General features: G+C 57.5%; 20 protein-coding genes. 8 read left to right on the forward strand and 12 right to left on the reverse strand.

Features of this window, described 5'->3' with window-relative positions:
* Positions 1-37 precede the first annotated feature (37 nt).
* On the forward strand, positions 38-679 hold the full coding sequence (locus tag MKleb_RS10050; RefSeq protein WP_004103368.1) for a bifunctional 4-hydroxy-2-oxoglutarate aldolase/2-dehydro-3-deoxy-phosphogluconate aldolase: 642 nt from the start codon (positions 38-40) through the stop codon (positions 677-679).
* Positions 680-724: 45 nt separating this feature from the next.
* Here the strand turns inward: MKleb_RS10050 and purT are convergent, their stop codons facing one another.
* Positions 725-1,903, reverse strand: coding sequence for a formate-dependent phosphoribosylglycinamide formyltransferase (purT, locus tag MKleb_RS10055; protein WP_004852102.1), 1,179 nt, complete (start codon positions 1,901-1,903; stop codon positions 725-727).
* Between the two features lie 135 nt (positions 1,904-2,038).
* Between purT and MKleb_RS10060 the strand changes: the two genes are divergently transcribed.
* From MKleb_RS10060 to ptrB, 3 genes are all read left to right on the forward strand, one after another.
* Positions 2,039-2,398, forward strand: a complete 360-nt coding sequence (locus MKleb_RS10060) for a YebG family protein (RefSeq protein ID WP_025106127.1) — start codon at positions 2,039-2,041, stop codon at positions 2,396-2,398.
* Between the two features lie 144 nt (positions 2,399-2,542).
* A complete protein-coding gene (locus MKleb_RS10065) occupies positions 2,543-3,223 on the forward strand; it encodes a tellurite resistance TerB family protein (RefSeq protein WP_025106128.1) in 681 nt (226 codons plus the stop codon).
* A gap of 133 nt (positions 3,224-3,356) precedes the next feature.
* A complete protein-coding gene (gene ptrB / locus MKleb_RS10070) occupies positions 3,357-5,417 on the forward strand; it encodes an oligopeptidase B (RefSeq protein WP_033836507.1) in 2,061 nt (686 codons plus the stop codon).
* Positions 5,418-5,423: 6 nt separating this feature from the next.
* Here the strand turns inward: ptrB and exoX are convergent, their stop codons facing one another.
* Both exoX and MKleb_RS10080 read right to left on the reverse strand, forming a co-directional pair.
* A complete protein-coding gene (exoX, locus tag MKleb_RS10075) occupies positions 5,424-6,083 on the reverse strand; it encodes an exodeoxyribonuclease X (protein ID WP_014229839.1) in 660 nt (219 codons plus the stop codon).
* A 78-nt stretch (positions 6,084-6,161) separates the two neighbouring features.
* Positions 6,162-6,392: a DNA polymerase III subunit theta gene (locus MKleb_RS10080; RefSeq protein ID WP_004103351.1), complete on the reverse strand. Its 231-nt coding sequence runs from the start codon at positions 6,390-6,392 to the stop codon at positions 6,162-6,164.
* A 135-nt stretch (positions 6,393-6,527) separates the two neighbouring features.
* Here MKleb_RS10080 and yobA point away from each other — a divergent pair, with 135 nt between their 5' ends.
* The 3 genes from yobA to MKleb_RS10095 are packed head-to-tail and all read left to right on the forward strand — an operon-like array spanning position 6,528 to position 8,131.
* The gene (yobA, locus tag MKleb_RS10085) at positions 6,528-6,902 is read left to right on the forward strand and encodes a CopC domain-containing protein YobA (protein WP_014229838.1); all 375 of its coding nucleotides are present in this window, start codon (positions 6,528-6,530) and stop codon (positions 6,900-6,902) included.
* Positions 6,903-6,906: 4 nt separating this feature from the next.
* Positions 6,907-7,776: a copper homeostasis membrane protein CopD gene (copD, locus tag MKleb_RS10090; RefSeq protein ID WP_025106130.1), complete on the forward strand. Its 870-nt coding sequence runs from the start codon at positions 6,907-6,909 to the stop codon at positions 7,774-7,776.
* A gap of 16 nt (positions 7,777-7,792) precedes the next feature.
* Positions 7,793-8,131, forward strand: coding sequence for a YebY family protein (locus tag MKleb_RS10095; protein WP_217076632.1), 339 nt, complete (start codon positions 7,793-7,795; stop codon positions 8,129-8,131).
* 384 nt (positions 8,132-8,515) lie between these two features.
* On the opposite strand, the gene MKleb_RS10100 is transcribed toward MKleb_RS10095, so the two are convergent.
* The 7 genes from MKleb_RS10100 to MKleb_RS10130 all read right to left on the reverse strand — a co-directional run bounded on the left by MKleb_RS10100 (position 8,516) and on the right by MKleb_RS10130 (position 15,477).
* Positions 8,516-9,475, reverse strand: a complete 960-nt coding sequence (locus MKleb_RS10100; RefSeq protein ID WP_025106131.1) for a Csu type fimbrial protein — start codon at positions 9,473-9,475, stop codon at positions 8,516-8,518.
* A 14-nt stretch (positions 9,476-9,489) separates the two neighbouring features.
* Positions 9,490-11,820, reverse strand: a complete 2,331-nt coding sequence (locus MKleb_RS10105; RefSeq protein WP_025106132.1) for a fimbria/pilus outer membrane usher protein — start codon at positions 11,818-11,820, stop codon at positions 9,490-9,492.
* 2 nt (positions 11,821-11,822) lie between these two features.
* Positions 11,823-12,587 (reverse strand): fimbrial biogenesis chaperone, encoded by a 765-nt coding sequence (locus tag MKleb_RS10110; RefSeq protein WP_025106133.1) that lies wholly within the window; start codon positions 12,585-12,587, stop codon positions 11,823-11,825.
* 18 nt (positions 12,588-12,605) lie between these two features.
* Entirely contained in the window at positions 12,606-13,124 is a 519-nt protein-coding gene (locus MKleb_RS10115; protein ID WP_004852079.1) for a Csu type fimbrial protein, read from the reverse strand.
* Between the two features lie 22 nt (positions 13,125-13,146).
* Positions 13,147-13,698, reverse strand: a complete 552-nt coding sequence (locus tag MKleb_RS10120; protein ID WP_025106135.1) for a Csu type fimbrial protein — start codon at positions 13,696-13,698, stop codon at positions 13,147-13,149.
* 579 nt (positions 13,699-14,277) lie between these two features.
* Positions 14,278-14,421: an Ecr family regulatory small membrane protein gene (locus tag MKleb_RS10125; RefSeq protein WP_009651986.1), complete on the reverse strand. Its 144-nt coding sequence runs from the start codon at positions 14,419-14,421 to the stop codon at positions 14,278-14,280.
* 111 nt (positions 14,422-14,532) lie between these two features.
* Positions 14,533-15,477, reverse strand: a complete 945-nt coding sequence (locus MKleb_RS10130) for a VirK/YbjX family protein (RefSeq protein ID WP_004852075.1) — start codon at positions 15,475-15,477, stop codon at positions 14,533-14,535.
* 164 nt (positions 15,478-15,641) lie between these two features.
* Between MKleb_RS10130 and pphA the strand changes: the two genes are divergently transcribed.
* Complete coding sequence (pphA, locus tag MKleb_RS10135) at positions 15,642-16,295, forward strand: protein-serine/threonine phosphatase (RefSeq protein WP_025106137.1); 654 nt, start codon at positions 15,642-15,644, stop codon at positions 16,293-16,295.
* Here pphA and MKleb_RS10140 read toward each other — a convergent pair.
* Positions 16,292-16,483: a YdfD/YebW family protein gene (locus tag MKleb_RS10140; RefSeq protein ID WP_004122014.1), complete on the reverse strand. Its 192-nt coding sequence runs from the start codon at positions 16,481-16,483 to the stop codon at positions 16,292-16,294. The genes pphA and MKleb_RS10140 overlap by 4 nt on opposite strands.
* Before the next feature lie 97 nt (positions 16,484-16,580).
* A complete protein-coding gene (locus MKleb_RS10145) occupies positions 16,581-16,820 on the reverse strand; it encodes a YebV family protein (protein ID WP_004852069.1) in 240 nt (79 codons plus the stop codon).
* Positions 16,821-16,896 lie beyond the last annotated feature (76 nt).

Raw genomic sequence — 16,896 nt, forward strand, 5'->3', positions numbered from 1 at the left:
GACGATTCGATTTATAGATCTGGCGAGAGAAAATCTGATGAAAAACTGGAAAACAACTGCAGAAGCAATCCTCACCTCCGGTCCGGTAGTACCGGTAATCGTGGTGAAAAAGCTGGAACACGCTGTGCCAATGGCGAAAGCGCTGGTTGCAGGCGGCGTACGCGTACTGGAAGTGACCCTGCGTACCGAGTGCGCGATGGACGCTATCCGCGCGATCGCCAAAGAAGTCCCGGAAGCGATTGTCGGTGCCGGTACCGTCACTAACGTTGAGCAGCTGAAAGAAGTGACCGAAGCGGGCGCGCAGTTTGCTATCAGCCCTGGCCTGACCGAATCCCTGCTGAAAGCGGCGACCGGCGAAGGCACCATTCCGCTGATCCCGGGGATCAGCACCGTATCCGAGCTGATGCTGGGTATGCAGTATGGCCTGAAAGAGTTCAAATTCTTCCCGGCGGAAGCAAACGGCGGCGTGAAAGCGCTGCAGGCGATTGGCGGCCCGTTCGCGCACATTCGCTTCTGCCCGACTGGCGGCATCTCTCCGGCGAACTATCGCGACTATCTGGCGCTGAACAGCGTACTGTGCATCGGCGGCTCCTGGCTGGTGCCGGCGGATGCGCTGGAAGCCGGTGATTACGACCGTATCACCAAACTGGCTCGTGAGGCGGTAGAAGGCGCGAAGTAATCTTCGCGCACTCACCAGAGGCCCGGTCTGCGACCGGGCTTTTTTTTATCCTGCGACCACGACCGCTGACGCCGCCGCTTTGGCGCGCGCAACAGCTTCCTCAACGTTATCGGCTATCGCCAGCGTCACGCCCAGACGACGCGAACCGTCAATTTCCGGCTTGCCGAACAGACGCAGCTGCAGTCCCGCGCCGACCGCGGCCTGAATATTGCTGAAAGTGACGTTCTGGCTGGTTAGCTGCGGCAGGATCACCGCCGAGGCCGCCGGGCCGTACTGGCGAATCGCGCCAATCGGCAGGCCGAGGAAGGCGCGAACGTGCAGGGCGAACTCGGATAAGTCCTGTGAAATCAGCGTGACCATACCGGTGTCGTGCGGGCGCGGCGAGACTTCGCTAAAAATCACCTCATCACCGCAGACGAACAGTTCGACGCCGAACAGGCCGTAGCCGCCCAGCGCCAGCACCACTTGACGGGCGATTTCCTGCGCGCGTTCCAGCGCCAGCGCGCTCATCTGCTGCGGCTGCCAGGATTCACGATAGTCGCCATCTTCCTGGCGATGACCGACCGGCGCGCAGAAGTGTACGCCATCCGCGGCGCTGACGGTGAGAAGGGTAATCTCGAAATCAAAATTCACCACGCCTTCAACGATAACGCGTCCGGCTCCGGCGCGGCCGCCCTGCTGCGCATACTGCCAGGCGTCAGCCAGCTGTTCGCTGGAACGAATAAAGCTCTGGCCTTTACCCGATGAGCTCATTACCGGCTTGACGATGCACGGCAGGCCTATCCCGGCGACGGCTTCGCGGAAGGCGGGTTCGCTGTCGGCAAAACGGTAGGCGGAGGTCGGCAGCTTCAGCTCTTCAGCGGCCAGGCGGCGGATCCCTTCGCGATTCATGGTGAGCTTTGCCGCGCGCGCGGTGGGGACGACTTTCTGCCCGGCCTGCTCCAGCGCGACCAGTGTATCGGTGGCGATGGCCTCGATTTCCGGCACGATAAAGTCAGGCTTTTCCTGCTCAATCAGCGCCTGCAACGTTTCGCCGTGCAGCATATTGATGACGTGCGAACGGTGTGCGACCTGCATGGCCGGAGCGTCAGGGTAACGATCGACGGCGATGGTCTCAATTCCCAGGCGCTGGCATTCAATGGCCACTTCTTTACCCAGTTCACCGGAACCTAACAGCATTACCTTTGTTGCCGCAGGGCGCAGCGCCGTACCTAATACAGTCATAACTCTCTTCCGCAGTAAAAAAACATGCGCCGCATTATAAACGAAAACGTTTGCGCATGTCTTTATGCGCGTCATTTGAGTTCGGGGAAGAAATTTGATATACTGTATAAAAATACAGTACTGAGAGGCTGCATCATGGCGGTTGAAATTAAATATGTAGTGATTCGCGAAGGTGAGGAAAAAATGTCTTTTGCCAGCAAAAAAGAGGCCGATGCTTATGACAAAATGCTCGATCTGGCGGAAGTACTGAACGACTGGCTGGTTGAATGCCCGCTAACGCTCGATGAAGAGCAGCGCGATAGCATGGCGATGTGGCTGGCCGAACGTAAAGACACCCTCAACCATATTTTGCGCTCCGGTAAGCTGCCGGAAGCCGAGGGCGCCGCCGAGGCGCCAGCCGATCGCGCAGAAGCAGAAGAGGGCGACAAGACCGACGACGTCGTCGAATCTGAAGCCCCGGCGCCGGCGAAGCCGCGCAAAGCGAAAGCGGCCTGAGCTACGCTGCCGCCGCCAGCGCTTCTGGCGGCAGGCTCCCGCGCTTCCCGGCGCGACATTTGCTCATCTTTAGCTGCCGATAACGTTTCCTGACGTCGCGTCGTTTAGGCTGGTGGTATCGCTTATCGCGCAACGAGGAAATGTATGGCTAACTGGCTTAATCAACTGCAGTCTCTGCTGGGTCAGCAGGGGCGGTCTTCTTCATCTGACGATCAATCAAGCGGCAAAAATTTACTCCTGCCGGGCGCGCTTGGCGGGCTGGCCGGGCTGCTGGTCGCCAGCAAATCATCGCGCAAGCTGTTAGCCAAATACGGCACCGGCGCGCTGCTGGTCGGCGGCGGCGCGGTTGCGGGCAGCGTTTTATGGAATAAATATCAGCAGAAGATGCGCGCCAGCGCGCAGCAGGCATCGGCTGATGTCGCGCCCGCACAGGCGCCATCTCCCGCACCGGCCGAACTCGACGCCCGCAGCGAACGGCTGATTATGGCGCTGGTCTTCGCCGCTAAAAGCGATGGACATATTGACGAACGCGAGCGGGCAAATATCGAAGAGCAGCTGCGTGCGGCAAACGTCGACGTCCAGGGCCGGGTGTTAATTGACCGGGCGCTGGCGCAGCCCCTCGACCCGCAGAGCCTGGCGCAGGGCATCTGCAGCGAGCAAGAGGCGCTTGAAGTTTACTATATCAGCTGCGCGGTCATTGATATTGACCACTTTATGGAACGCAGCTATCTGAACGCCCTCGGCGAAGCGCTGAAGCTCCCGCAGGAAGTGCGTGAGGATATCGAACGGGATATTCAGGCGCAAAAACAGGCCGTAACGCTCTAAATCCGCACGTTTCGCTTGCATCGCTGGCGACTTTTGCCACCCTTATATATTGTGTAGTCACGTCACCCTTCAGGCTGCTTTGAAGCAGCCTGAAAATTTTAGTACTCAATACAAGCCGCAGAAGAATAAGCAGATGCCACCAAAAGCGAAACGGATCCCCCATGCCATGACATTACATGGCGACACGCGAATCGATAATTACTACTGGCTGCGCGATGACGATCGCTCGCAGGCGGAAGTGCTGGATTATCTGCGCCAGGAAAATGAGTACGGCAAAAAAGTGATGTCTTCGCAAAGTAGCCTGCAGGACAGGGTACTCAAGGAGATTATCGACCGTATTCCGCAGCGCGAAGTGTCAGCCCCCTACAGCAAAAATGGCTATCGTTACCGTCAGGTCTACGAGCCGGGCTGCGAGTACGCGATTTATCAACGCCAGCCGGTAGTCAAAGAGGAGTGGGATGAATGGGACGTCCTGCTTGACGGCAACCAGCGTGCGGCCGGCAGCGAATTCTATACCCTCGGCGGATTAGGCGTTTCGCCCGACAACAGCCTGATGGCGGTGGCGGAAGACTATCTCTCCCGACGCCAGTATAGCCTGCGCTTCTTTCCCTTAAACGACGACCGGCAATTTGCGGAAGTGCTGGAGAACGTCTCGCCTGATTTTGCCTGGAGTAACGATTCGCAGACCCTGTGGTACGTGCGTAAACATCCCACCACGCTGCTGCCGTATCAGGTCTGGCGCCACCGTCTGGGGACGCCGGCCAGTGCGGATGTTCTGGTGTATGAAGAGCAGGACGATACTTTTTACGTCAGCGTACACAAGACGACTTCCCAGCAGTTTGTGGTGATCTATCTGGCCAGCGCGACCACCAGCGAAGTGCTGCTGCTCAATGCGGAAATGACCGACGCCGAGCCGGTCTGTTTTCTACCGCGGCGTAAAGATCATGAATATAGCCTCGATCACTATCAGCACGCTTTCTATCTGCGCTCTAACCGTGAGGGTAAGAACTTCGGCCTTTATCGTACTACCCTGCGCGATGAGCAGCAGTGGGAGACCCTGATCGCGCCGCGTCACGAAGTCATGCTGGAAGGATTTACCCTGTTTACCGACTGGCTGGTTGTGGAAGAGCGCCAGCGCGGGCTGACCAGCCTGCGTCAGATCAATCGTAAGACAAGAGAGTCCCAGGGCATTGCCTTTGACGATCCGGCCTATGTGACCTGGCTTGCCTATAATCCGGAGCCGGAAACCGCCCGCCTGCGCTACGGCTACTCCTCCATGACGACGCCGGATACGCTGTTTGAGCTGGATATGAATACCGGCGAGCGGCGGGTGCTGAAACAGCAGGAAGTCAAAGGGTTCGATGCCAGCCACTACCGCAGCGAGCATCTGTGGATCAACGCCCGCGACGGCGTCGAAGTCCCGGTCTCGCTGGTCTACCGTCATGAACATTTCCGCAAGGGCGCCAGCCCTCTGCTGGTGTACGGCTACGGCTCCTACGGCGCAAGCATGGATGCGGATTTCAGCGCCAGCCGCCTGAGCCTGCTCGACCGCGGCTTTGTGTTCGCTATCGCCCATATTCGCGGCGGCGGCGAGCTGGGACAGCAGTGGTACGAAGACGGTAAGTTTTTGTGCAAGAAAAATACCTTCAACGATTATCTCGACGTCTGCGATGCGCTGCTGGCGCAGGGCTACGGCGATCCGCGTTTTTGCTACGGCATGGGCGGCAGCGCCGGCGGTATGCTGATGGGCGTTGCAGTGAACCAGCGGCCGGAGCTCTTCCACGGCGTGGTGGCCCAGGTTCCCTTTGTCGATGTCCTCACCACCATGCTCGATGAGTCGATTCCGCTGACCACCGGCGAGTTTGAAGAGTGGGGGAATCCGCAGGATGAAGCCTATTACCGCTATATGAAAAGCTACAGCCCGTACGACGGCGTGCAGGCTCAGGCGTATCCGCATTTGCTGGTCACCACGGGCCTGCATGATTCGCAGGTACAATACTGGGAGCCGGCAAAATGGGTGGCAAAACTGCGCGAGCTGAAAACCGACGATAACCTGCTGCTGCTGTGTACCGATATGGATTCCGGCCACGGCGGTAAATCCGGCCGCTTCAAAAGCTATGAAGGCGTGGCGCTGGAGTATGCGTTTCTGATTGGCCTGGCGCAGGGGACGCTGCCGGGCCAGGCGGAGGTATAGCGCCGATTACTCCCCGAGATAGTGCTTCAGCGTCAGGCGCAGCTCGGGGCTCATGCGATCCAGGTTATTAAACAGCCAGCGTAAATAGCCAGGATCGTTTTCCGCCACTTCCGAGACCGGCTTGCCGCGGTATTTGCCGAAGGTAAAGGTGGAGAGCAGCGCCGGGCGGCCGGTAATGGTCGCCATCTCCTCAGGCGTCCAGCCGGAGGTGTTGATGATATCGAGCAGCAGGGCCGCGGTGATATAGCAATCGTACAGCGCCCGGTGATGATGCAGTCCCGGTGGCGTCGCGACGCTGAGCTTGCGCGATTTATACAGCCCCATATTGCTGTACTTGATGCCTGGCCACAGGCGGCGCGCCAGCTTCATCGTGCAGATCCACTCGCCCTGCATTTCCGGCAACACCCGGCGGTCAAAGCTGGCGTTATGGGCGACATACCACGGACTGCCCATATACAGCGGCACAATCTCCTCGATCCACGGCTTATCGGCGACCATCTCTTCGGTGATATGGTGAATCGCCATCGCCTGCGGGCTGATAGGCCGGTCGGGGCGAACCAGGTGGCTCATGGGATTGGTGATGTGTCCGTCGACAATATCTACCGAGGCGATTTCAACAATGCCTCCCTGCAATCCGCAGGTTTCTGTATCGATTACGCGCAGCATGGCTCGCTCCAGGCCAAAGAAACCAGCGTAATAGAATGCGCGGGTCTTGCCAACGTGGATGTCCGCAGGGGACGGGAATTATTTCTGTTTCGGTTCATAGGGCAGGCGAGAGAGCGAAACGGAGGCCAGTCGATGGGCGATCAGACGTTCGCGAAACCAGCCGCGCAGATGCTCGGGCTGTTCTCTTTCGACTAAGTCAGCCACCACCGGCATATTGTAGCGTTCTTTAAACGCGACGCCCGCCGCGGCGAGATCGACATTCACTTTGTCCATCTCCTCCTGGGATAGTTTAGCCAGGTTCTTTTCCATCGGTTTCTCCTCTGATAACGCCGCAAAAAGTACTAAGCACGCGGCAAAAAGGCAAGTCTCAGACGCTTAGCTCGACTGCGCCATTATACAGGGTTATTCTCTGTGCTACATACATAACAAAAAGGAATGACAACTATGCCAATCATCGCCGGGCGCGCGCTGCGTCTGTCTCTGTTTCTCGCCGGTTGCCTGACCGCAGCAGGCGCATCGGCCCACGCCCATCTACAACAACAGCTTCCGGCGGCCAATACCGTGGTGAACGCTTCACCGCAGGCGCTGACCCTGAACTTCTCCGAAGGCATCGAAACGCAGTTTAGCGGCGTAACCCTCACCGGGCCGCAGCAGAAGACCATCACCCTCGGTAAACCCGTCCGCAGCGACAGCAATAAGGCTCAGCTGACGGTACCGGTTGAGCAGGCGTTGACGCCGGGCGAATATACCGTTAACTGGCACGTGGTCTCCGTTGATGGCCACAAGACGAAAGGGCAATACACCTTTACCGTGAAGTAAGCCGATGCTGAGTGGAGTCTATGTCAGCTTACGCTTTATCCATTTCATTTCGCTGATCGTCGCTTTCGGCTGCGTCCTCTACGGCGCATGGTGGGCGCCGGTGGCCTTACGTCGTTTGATGATGCAGCGCTTCTATCCGCTGATGCGCTATTTATTATCAGCAAGCGCGCTGTCGGCGCTGCTGATGCTGATGGCGCAGGGCGGCTTGATGGGCAACGGCTGGCCGGACGTCTGGCAGCCGGCTATCTGGCAGGCGGTGGCCGGGACGCAGTTTGGCGGCGTGTGGGTATGGCAAATTTTACTCGCCTTTGTGGCGCTGGCGGTGGTCTGGCTGAAGCCCCGGCGACCGGGACGTTTGCTGCTGGTGCTGTTTTGCGCTCAGCTGCTGCTGCTGGCCGGCGTCGGGCATGCCGCAATGAACGATGGCTGGCTGGGGATAGTGCAGCGAACCAACCATGCGCTTCATCTGTTTTGCGTGGCCAGCTGGTTTGGCGGTCTGCTGCCGTTTATCTACTGTCTTCGCCTGGCGCACGGTCGCTGGCGGCAGGCGGCCATCTGCACCATGATGCGTTTTTCGCGCTACGGGCATCTGGCGGTTGCCGGCGCCATCGCCAGCGGCGTGGTAAATGCGCTGCTGATCCAGGGTGGACTTATCAGCACCTCGCCCTGGGGGCGTATGCTGTTGTTCAAATGTGCGCTGGTGGCGGCAATGGTGGCAATTGCGCTGGTGAACCGGTATGTTCTGGTGCCACGCATGTCGGCAGGCGGAACGCGAGCGGAGCAGCTCATCGTGCGCACCACGCAGATAGAAATTGCGCTGGGGGCGCTGGCGCTATTTGCCGTCAGCCTGTTTGCCACCTGGGAACCTTTCTGAATAAACTGGTTAAATCATGAAAAAAATCGTTCTGACAATGTTGTTACTGGCAAGTTCTGGCGCTGCGCTGGCGGCACCGCAGGTGATTTCCGTAAGCCGCTTTGAGGTGGGTAAGGAGAGCTGGGCGTTTAACCGCGAAGAGGTGATGCTGACCTGCCGTCCGGGCAACGCGCTGTTCGCCATTAATCCCAGTACCCTGGTGCAGTACCCGCTAAACGACATCGCCGAACAGCAGATGAAAGACGGTAAAACCAACGCGCAGCCGATTTCTGTGATCCAGATTGACGATCCGCAGCAGCCGGGACAAAAAATGAGCCTGGCGCCCTTTATTGAGCGCGCGCAGAAGCTCTGCTGATCGCCGCCTGCATCCCGCTGTATTTACATGAAAAAAACCGCCATCCCCCGATACCGGGCGTGGCGGTTTTTTGTTGGCATCAGCAATTTTGATACGAATTATTCGTCCACTTTTGTCGCGGACTGGAAAACCTGACACGGTAAACTATTCTTATAAGGCAAGGCGACTTAGCCTGCATTAATGCCAACTTTTAGCGCACGGCTCTCTCCCAAGAGCCATTTCCCTGGACCGAATACAGGAATCGTGTTCGGTCTCTTTTTATCTGTTTTTCACAAACCGCAGATTCCATTGCAAAACCCCAGTCGCTTTTTTCGGGGCTTTTTTCTTATACCACAACAATAATTTCCTAAACATTTCTTTTACAAAAAATCGTCTGCTAACGTTTTAGTAGCTCACGGTCACCAGTACGGTATCGCTGTAGGTTCCCGCAGGCTGGTTGCTCTGGGTCGGGTTAATCTTGAGGGTGTAGTTCGCGGACTGCGCGGCGCCGGAGCCGGTTACGCTGAGATTGTTGCTTTCCGTCCAGGCGCTGCCGTTGGGCTGGTAAAACTGATACTGCAGCCAGGCGGTTGGTTGGTTCGCAATGGGCTGGCTCATCTGCCGCCAGTCGCCGACGCTGGCGTTAGTGCTGGCGAGGTTGACGGTGTAGGCCGCGTTTTTAGTGCAGCGGATGGCAAGCTGGCCGCTGTAGTGGCTAAAACCGGACGGAAGGGCGGCAGAGGCAAATTCGACGTCCGGCGCGCTGTCGATATAGCAAACATTGGTCACCTTCACCGACACGTTGACCGTAGAGGTCAGGGTTCCGTTATTCGGAATACATATCTTAATGCCCAGCAGATCGAGCCCGACGTAGCAGAATCGGTACACCCAGGTGATGGTTAACACATCGGTATAGGTACCGGCGGGGACGTTGGCTCCCGGCGTGGTTCTGAAGTAGAGCGGCATGGTGCCATCGCTTGAGTTAAATAAACCCAGCAGTTCGAGCAGCGTTGTTCTGGACCAGCTAATCACGCCGCCGTCCTGATAGGCCGGCGAGCACGAGGCGTCAGAACAGACGCTATAAGGGATGGCGTCGCCCGCGCCATTAAGCAGCCGCGGAACGCCGTTGCTCTTGTTGGCCGACGCCAGAGTGGCGCTTAACGTATTGGTTGAGTTCAGCGCCACCAGTTCCGGGGTGCAGTAAAACCCCGCGCCGGCCATCACGCCCTGAGGCGCGCTGTTGAGCGCAAAGGAATCCACCGGGCCGATCGCTGGCGCACTGGTTTTGATACTGCAGGCGGCCAGCGCGGTGCTGGCTTGCCCGAGCGCTAAGAGCATCGCGAATACGAGGATAATACTTTTCAACGTTATCTCCGCTGTTAAGAGGGGCAACTGACCGGACCTATCCGCTGCGGAACCGGCGTTGAGGACGGAAGTTCGAACTGGACGCTGCATCGAAGCTCTCCGGCGTTTATTTTGACTTCGTTGTGGCGTCCAAGGTGCGAGAACCAGACCACGCCGTCATAGCCCACCAGGCCGCGCTGCTTGCTGTTAACCTCCTCGACCGGCGTACCGACCGGCAGCGGTTGCCCCCTGGCATCGACGAAGACGAGGGTTGCCGAGCGCACGCGGTTCACCGGGAAATCGACCAGCGCGCCGCTGCCTTCGCGCACGGCGATGCGTTTCTCCACCGTCAGAGCTTCGGTGTCCGTTGGCAGCGGTAGCGTATCGAGGGTGACTTTCCCCGGATACCACGCCGTCGCCCACGGGATCAGCAGATGACCATTTTTATCGGTCACGCCGACTTTGCGATTTTCATAATTCACCGCAATATTCGGGTAGTTGCCGGTGGAGACGACGATAAAGGCGTCGTTAATTTGCCGGGCGAAAAACAGACTGTTATCCATCAGCACCACCGAGCCCGCGGCCTCAAACCAGCTGTGACGATCGTCGCGCGACCCGTAGTAGCCTCCGCTCAGCGTTGACACGCGGTTGATCCAGGTCAGATCCGCCTGACTATAGTTATCGCCGCCGATCGAATGGGCGAGGTTCCAGCCCAGCCCGCCTTCTGCCGGAGCAGAGCGGCTGACGCTGATATTTTCTCCCCATTGTCCGGCGCTGGCGCGCTGGCCGCTTAGCTGGACGGAGGTTTGTGAATCGAAAGGGATGATGACCTGCAGCATGCTGGCGTAGCTACCTTCATGCAGATCGCGGTTGACGCTCAGGCTGAGGCTGCTGCTGAGCCACAGGCCGCGGCTCCAGGAGAGGTTCAGCAGCCGGGTGCGCGAATTATCCTCGGCTTTGATATCAAAGTAGCCAATGCTAAAAGAACCGAGGGTTCGTCCCCACGGACTCAGGCTCAGCGTGGCCTGGTCTGACTGACGGCTGAGCGTGGCGGTAGACCCATAGGTGCTGAGGTTGTCGTAGCCGGTGCTGCGGCGGATATGTTGATAGCTCACTCCCCAGCTACTGCCATAGTAAGAGTAACCCGAGGTGAACTGGTTTCCGTCTCCCTCGCCACGGCTGGCGCTGCCCGACAGGCTGAGGGTGCCCAGATTCCCCACGCCGATATCGCTGCCAATGCCGGCATTGGTTAACCCTTCGCGGTCTTCGGTATGCGTCGAAAGCGTGAGCCAGTTGTTGAATCCGTAGCGATAAATAGCGCTTACCGCGCCGGCGCCATAATCGGCACTCCTGATACCGTAGTTGTTGCGCAGGGCGCCGAGGGTGAAATCAAAATCGCTCAGTCCTTCCCGCAGCAGGGTATTGGAGACATAAAAAGGGATGCTGGTGGAGACCTGGCGACCCAGAGCGTCGGTGGTCACTACGGTGGCTTCGCCGGCGCCGCTGATCCAGGGAACGTTGGTCAGCGTATAGGGGCCGCCATTGATTTGCGCAGAGCTGCTCTTATAGCCGTTAATAAACAGATCGACGCTTGAAGGAACCGCCGCGCTGCCGGATAAGTTAAGCAGCGGATATGTCACCAGATCCGGGCGAACGCTGAAGTTGCGGCTCAGGCGTAGCCCCCCCATGCGCACGGAACTGCTCCACGTCAGGGCGTTACTGACCACGTCCCCGGCCTGGTAGCTAATCATTTGGTCGCTATCGCTGTACTTCCACAGGGTGTCGTAGCGCATATAGCCCTGCTGCTCGTAGCCCGTCGAAGACCAGTTTTGCCGAATCACGGCGTTATTGGAAAGGACGCCCGGCGGGCCGAAAAGGCGCGTTTCGGTGAAGGTGCTGGTGGTTTGCGAACCGCCGGATGAAAAGAGGCTGTAAGCGTCGTAGTTAAATAAAATTCCCGGGCTGCTTATCGCGGTCTGGCCAGGTTGTTCCGTAGTCCCCCCTATGTGCTGCTCGGGGAGCCATTTGTCCGGAACCTGGAGCTTGAGGATCTGACCCGGCTGGTCATATTCCACTTTCACCGAGGGTAGCGTCGTCACATCAACCAGCGCGTCGCCGGTTTGCAGGGGAATATGCGCTTGCTGCAACACGCTGGCCGCGATCCAGTAGTGGCCAGCGTTGACCTTTACCGGAACGGCGCCGGCAAGAATATTGCCGTTGACCGATACGCTGAGGTACAGCTCGTACTCCTGCTTTTCGCCGTAGGATGCCGCAGGCGCAGGCAGGGAATCATAGGTCGCGGCGCAGGCCGTTACCGACGCCATCGCCAGCAGCCCCCCGGACGCCGTCCTTTTCAGATCTCTCATTTTTAACGATTCGCCGGAATTTCCACCGCCTGACCGTTATCCGTTAATTTCGCGAACAGATGCATTCCTGACGGCACGGAAGCGTTTCCGGCGCTCGGGAAACAGCTCTTTTTCTGCGCCAGAACGTAGCCGAGAAGACCATTAGCCTGGGGAATGCGCCCCTTGCCGCTCGCGTTCGCCCAGTAAACCGCGCTGAGGCGCGCGTGCTGATTGCCTCTGTTTTCGATGCACAGCGTCTGGCGGTTATTTTGCTGCGAGAGCGACCAGCGCAGCGTGGCCCTTACCGGTTCGACTGAACCCGCGTTCTTTAGCGGCGTGACGCCCTGCCCATAGGTAAACAGCGGCAGGACATAGCGCATGCGCATTTTCAGCCCGGCGGCGTTCTGTTCCGTCTGCGCCGCGGGTTGCGCGGCAGGGATCTCATCGATAACAATGCGATAGGACTGCTCTTTGCCGTTTGCGATGGGGGCGACGCGCATGAGCCGCACCAGCTGGCGCTGCCCCGGCGCTACCGTGGTAAAAGGCGGGCTGGCGACAACATCCCGCTGATCGGCGTAGACGTCCGCTGACGCTTTTTGATCCCAGGCAAACACGCGCAGCTGCAAATTAACCGGCGCGCTGCCGCGATTCTCCAGCCACAGTTCAGACCCTGTTTCGTGGCTTTCGATCGTTTGAAATATCGGCCATACCAGAACGGAGCTGGCGGCCAGCGCGGATGAGGGAAGCAATAAAGCGAATATAAACGGCGCAAATCTACAGCGAATCATAGTTAACCTGTGAATTATCTAATAGGTCAGCGTGACGGTGACCGTGTCGGTATAGGAGCCCACCGCCGGGAAGCCATTCGTGGCAAAAAGGCGGCCATAAACCGTGTAGGTTTGCGTGGTGCTCGGAAAGGATGCAACGCTCAGGGCCAGCGTACTGCTGCCCCAAACGTTAGCGCGGTTGGCGTCCTGATAAAGCTGGTACGCCAGCGTGCTGCTGTTGCCGTTCGACATGTAGCGCTGAGTGGCTGAGCCGCCGTTGACGCCATAGTCGAGGGCGATTGAAATAGCGGTGCCGGGCGTGCAGGTCACGATGATGGAACCTGCACCGGCGGTACTCGCGACATCCACGTTGCTGTAAAGCGATGACAGGGTGCCAAAATTCAGCGTGCCGAAGTCCGTCGTTTGGGAGCCGTCCCCGGCGCCCAGCGCGCAGCCAGCGGTTATCTGCGCGGAGACTTTGAACGTCTTTTGGGCAACGGCGGCATGGGCGCCCGAGGTAAAAAGCAGAAGTAATGTAAGCCACTCTGGTCGAAGCATGACGCCCATTTTCCTTATGCGGTTACCAGGCTAAGGTCGCGGTGACAATGTCGTCATACACATCGGCTGTCGGCGCGTTGACGCTCTGGTCTTCGGGGCGAATGCGGGCAAAAACAGGAATCGCCTGTGGATTCCCTGTGCCAACGATAGGTATCGTGCCGCCAGGCAGGATTTCGTTATTGCGGGCGGCATCCGAATAGAGCCGATAGGCAATCTGCTGGGTGCCACCGGCGTTTTTCATATAGCGCAGCGCAGCATCGCCAGACTGGCCGCCGTCAAGCGTCAGGGTCGAGGCAAGATCCTCGGTACAGGTCACGGTTAGGGCGCTTCCGCCGCCGCTGCCGGTGATCTCCGCATCAATGGAGTTGGCTAAATCGCCATAGGAGCCGAAATTAATGTTGCCCCAGCGGTTGTTTTCGCCATTGCGGACATTCGATACGCTGCATCCGCTGCCGAGCGCCACCTGGACGCCAATCTGGCCGCTTAAGGTTCCCGCTGCAGAAGCCGGTTGAAGAATGACTATGGCGCTCAGTAAGCCGCCCAGGAGACTGCGCGAGATCGTTGTGACGTTCATAGAGAACCTCTTAGTGGAAAGCCGCTGAAGAAAAACAACAATGTAGCGATAGACGTTGGTCACCGATTAAGTGCCGCGGTTTTGTTGGTTAACGTATAACTACTCCTGCAAGATATGTGTAATTTTATATTTATGGCTGGTTATGTGTTTTTTATTGGATTGTTGTTCTGCATTTATGCCTTTTATGTGGATGCAAACTCTTTTTGTTAATTAATTGTTGGTGTTATGTTTTTTAATTGTGTTTTGAAGGGGCGTGAAAATAGGGCGATTTTTTCTTAAATCACAATCTGGCGCAAAGTTTGCAACAAAAAATCTGGACAAAAAGGCGGGTATAGACACTGGAGGCGCCGTTGAGCAAGGGCGAGGAGAAAACACCTGCACAAAATCAGGCCCATAGTGCAGGTGAACTTTACGGGCCAACATCGGAAGTGACCCAGTATACACATTTGTATGACAAATGAAATAATAGATAAGAGACGGTTTTTCACTTTTTTGGCGGTTATTCTTCTGACCGCGCTATGGGTTATTGTCAGGGAGGCGAAGGGGGCGAACGAGGGCGTGAAAATAATGGGCAACGATTTATTCTGGCGCCACAAAAGAGGGGTACAGCCATGTTTCCAGAAAGCTCACCAGAAACCATATTTGTCCGCTAAAAATAAACCACAGAGCAGCGGTCAAAATAATCAACAGGATAGCCAGCAGGAGTAATTCTGTTTTGCTCATAACTTCACTAGCCGTCCGCAAGGAGTACAACGAAGTTATGATAGTAACTAAAGCGCCGTTGAAGATGCAAACGCCGTTGTGCTAAACGGCGTTGGCGAAGCGGCGGGAGAGCTAATCCATGAGTATCGCCATCTGAGCGGCCATATCATCCAGCAGCTGGAAGCGGCGACGATATTCGGCGCGTTTCTTACTGGCGATGCTCTCAAGCGTCTTTCTTTCCAGCTGCAGCGGCAGGCGCCAGCGCCAGGCGCCGTCGGCGACCCCATCGATAGAGTGCCAGAACTCGTTATAGCTGGCGTGAAAATGGCGCCCTTTACTCAGCCGATAGCGCAGCGCGCGGAAGACGTGGCCGCTGTCGCTGACCCCGTAAATGTGATGAATGTTGCAACGCGCCGCCATTAACCAGATAAATTCCATCAGCAGGCGTTTCGGGAACAGGCCGTAACAGGCGCGGGTCGCCCGTTTAATCACTTCGTGCGGAACGGTGCTGCGCGGCCCCTGCAGGCCGCCGATAGTCAACTGCCATTGCTCCTGCTGGCGGGTGACGCTAAAGGTCGCGCTGGCAAGCACAATCTCATCGCTATCGCGCAGCCACAGCGTCGTTTCGCCCTCGCGTTCGGCTTTGCCCGCCGAGGAAGCGGAGAGCGTAAACCGGCTGTCGTCTTTGCCTGTCAGCTCAAGCAGCGGCACATCTTTCGCGGCGGTCATGGCCCCGGCGAGGCGCGAGGCGCCCAGGGAATCAACGAACTGATAGTGGCTGATAATGGCCTGAGCGCGCTGGCTGGCGTTTAACCCGCGGGTTAAATACTGGCGATGGACTTTACCCGGCAGCGTCACCTGAGCGGCGAGCAGCTGATTGAAATCCGCACGCGCCGACAGGCTCTCCAGCATGCTGCGCGTTGGCGCATAAAATAATGCCGTGCGCAGTAAAAACTTAAGCCGGTAATGACGTTGTTGCCAGATGGGGGCGGGTGTGATCCGGCCCATCACCAGATCGGCAATGAGATTTGGGCGTCGCTCAACTACGCTGGCTGAATGCAGGCTGTTATCCGTCACGATGAATACCTCGGTGTTATTTAGCCTCTATTCTATGGATATATCGTGGGGAGCTTAATGCCCGGCCGGACTATATTTGGCTTTCGTTTAAAATCGATTGAGGTGCCAATTTACGGGCGGTGAAGCCGCAGGGTTTTCCTATAATTATGCGAGGAGGACGAAATATGTATCAGCGTATTTACGGTTGCGACTGGCGTAATATCTGGCTGGTGGGCGACCTGCACGGCTGTTTCGCACGCCTGATGGCGGCCCTTCGTGAGCGCAAGTTTGACCCTTACCAGGATCTGCTTCTTTCGGTGGGCGATCTGATCGATCGTGGGCCACAAAGCGCGGAGTGTCTGGATTTACTGCGCTATCGCTGGGTTTACGCGGTGCGTGGAAACCATGAACAGATGGCGCTGGAGGCGCTTGCCGACGGCGATATGAGGCTCTGGGAGATGAACGGAGGCGACTGGTATACGCAGCGTGCGGCGAGCCAAAAGCAACGCCTTACGGCGCTTATTGCCCGCTGCCGCCGACTGCCGCTGATTATTGAACTCCACAGCGGTGAGCAGGTGCACGTGATTGCCCACGCTGATTACCCCGCCGCGGTTTATCGCTGGCAGCGCGTTGTTGATGAGCACCAGGTGCTGTGGCGTCGGCAGCGTCTCACTGACCATCTCGCCGGGCGTCACGGGGCGATTGCCGGCGCTGACCATTTCTGGTTCGGCCATACGCCGCTGAAACGACGCTACGACAGCGATAACCAGCACTATATCGATACGGGGGCCGTGTTTGGTGGAGAGCTAACCCTGGTGGCGCTACAGCTGGCAGGCTAAAAATCGCTGTATTCTCGGGCGGGAAGCCAGAAACTATCGATAAAATCTTCTACCGGAAAGCAGCCGCCGTGGCGTATCCGCTGATCGTCCATGGCCGTTGTGCACTGCCGCTCGTTATCGTAAACATCGACAACGATATCTTCACAGCCGCCGTCCAGGTAACAAATAAACAGCACTAAGGCAAACATCCGAGCCTCATATCCTGAAAAACATAGCGTTAAGTGTAGGAGATGACGGAGAAGCGGGGAAATAAATAACCCGTCTCAGGCGACGGGTTCAATTGAGTCAGGCGAGGCGCATGACCCAGGCATCGGACTGGCGATCGTAGTGCTTACGGTAGAGGACGGAATGTTCACCATCAAGTATGGCGGGTACGCTGGTGTCCGCGTCCCATGCATCAAGCTGCATGCATAAATCCGGATCGGATTTGCAGGGGATGCTTAACGTTCGCTCTCCCTGCTGTTCGCCGTGCAGTTCGGCGTCGTCTATCTCAAACGCGCCGATACGTACGTTAGTTTTGGCCATAAATTCACCCCGTTTGTCTGCTGAGTTGTGGTACGACCAGTTAAGGCCGCCATTTTTCAGCGTAGACAAACGGGCG

Origin of the sequence: Klebsiella sp. PL-2018 (genome assembly GCF_019048985.1) — a bacterium.
GTDB lineage: Bacteria > Pseudomonadota > Gammaproteobacteria > Enterobacterales > Enterobacteriaceae > Klebsiella > Klebsiella michiganensis.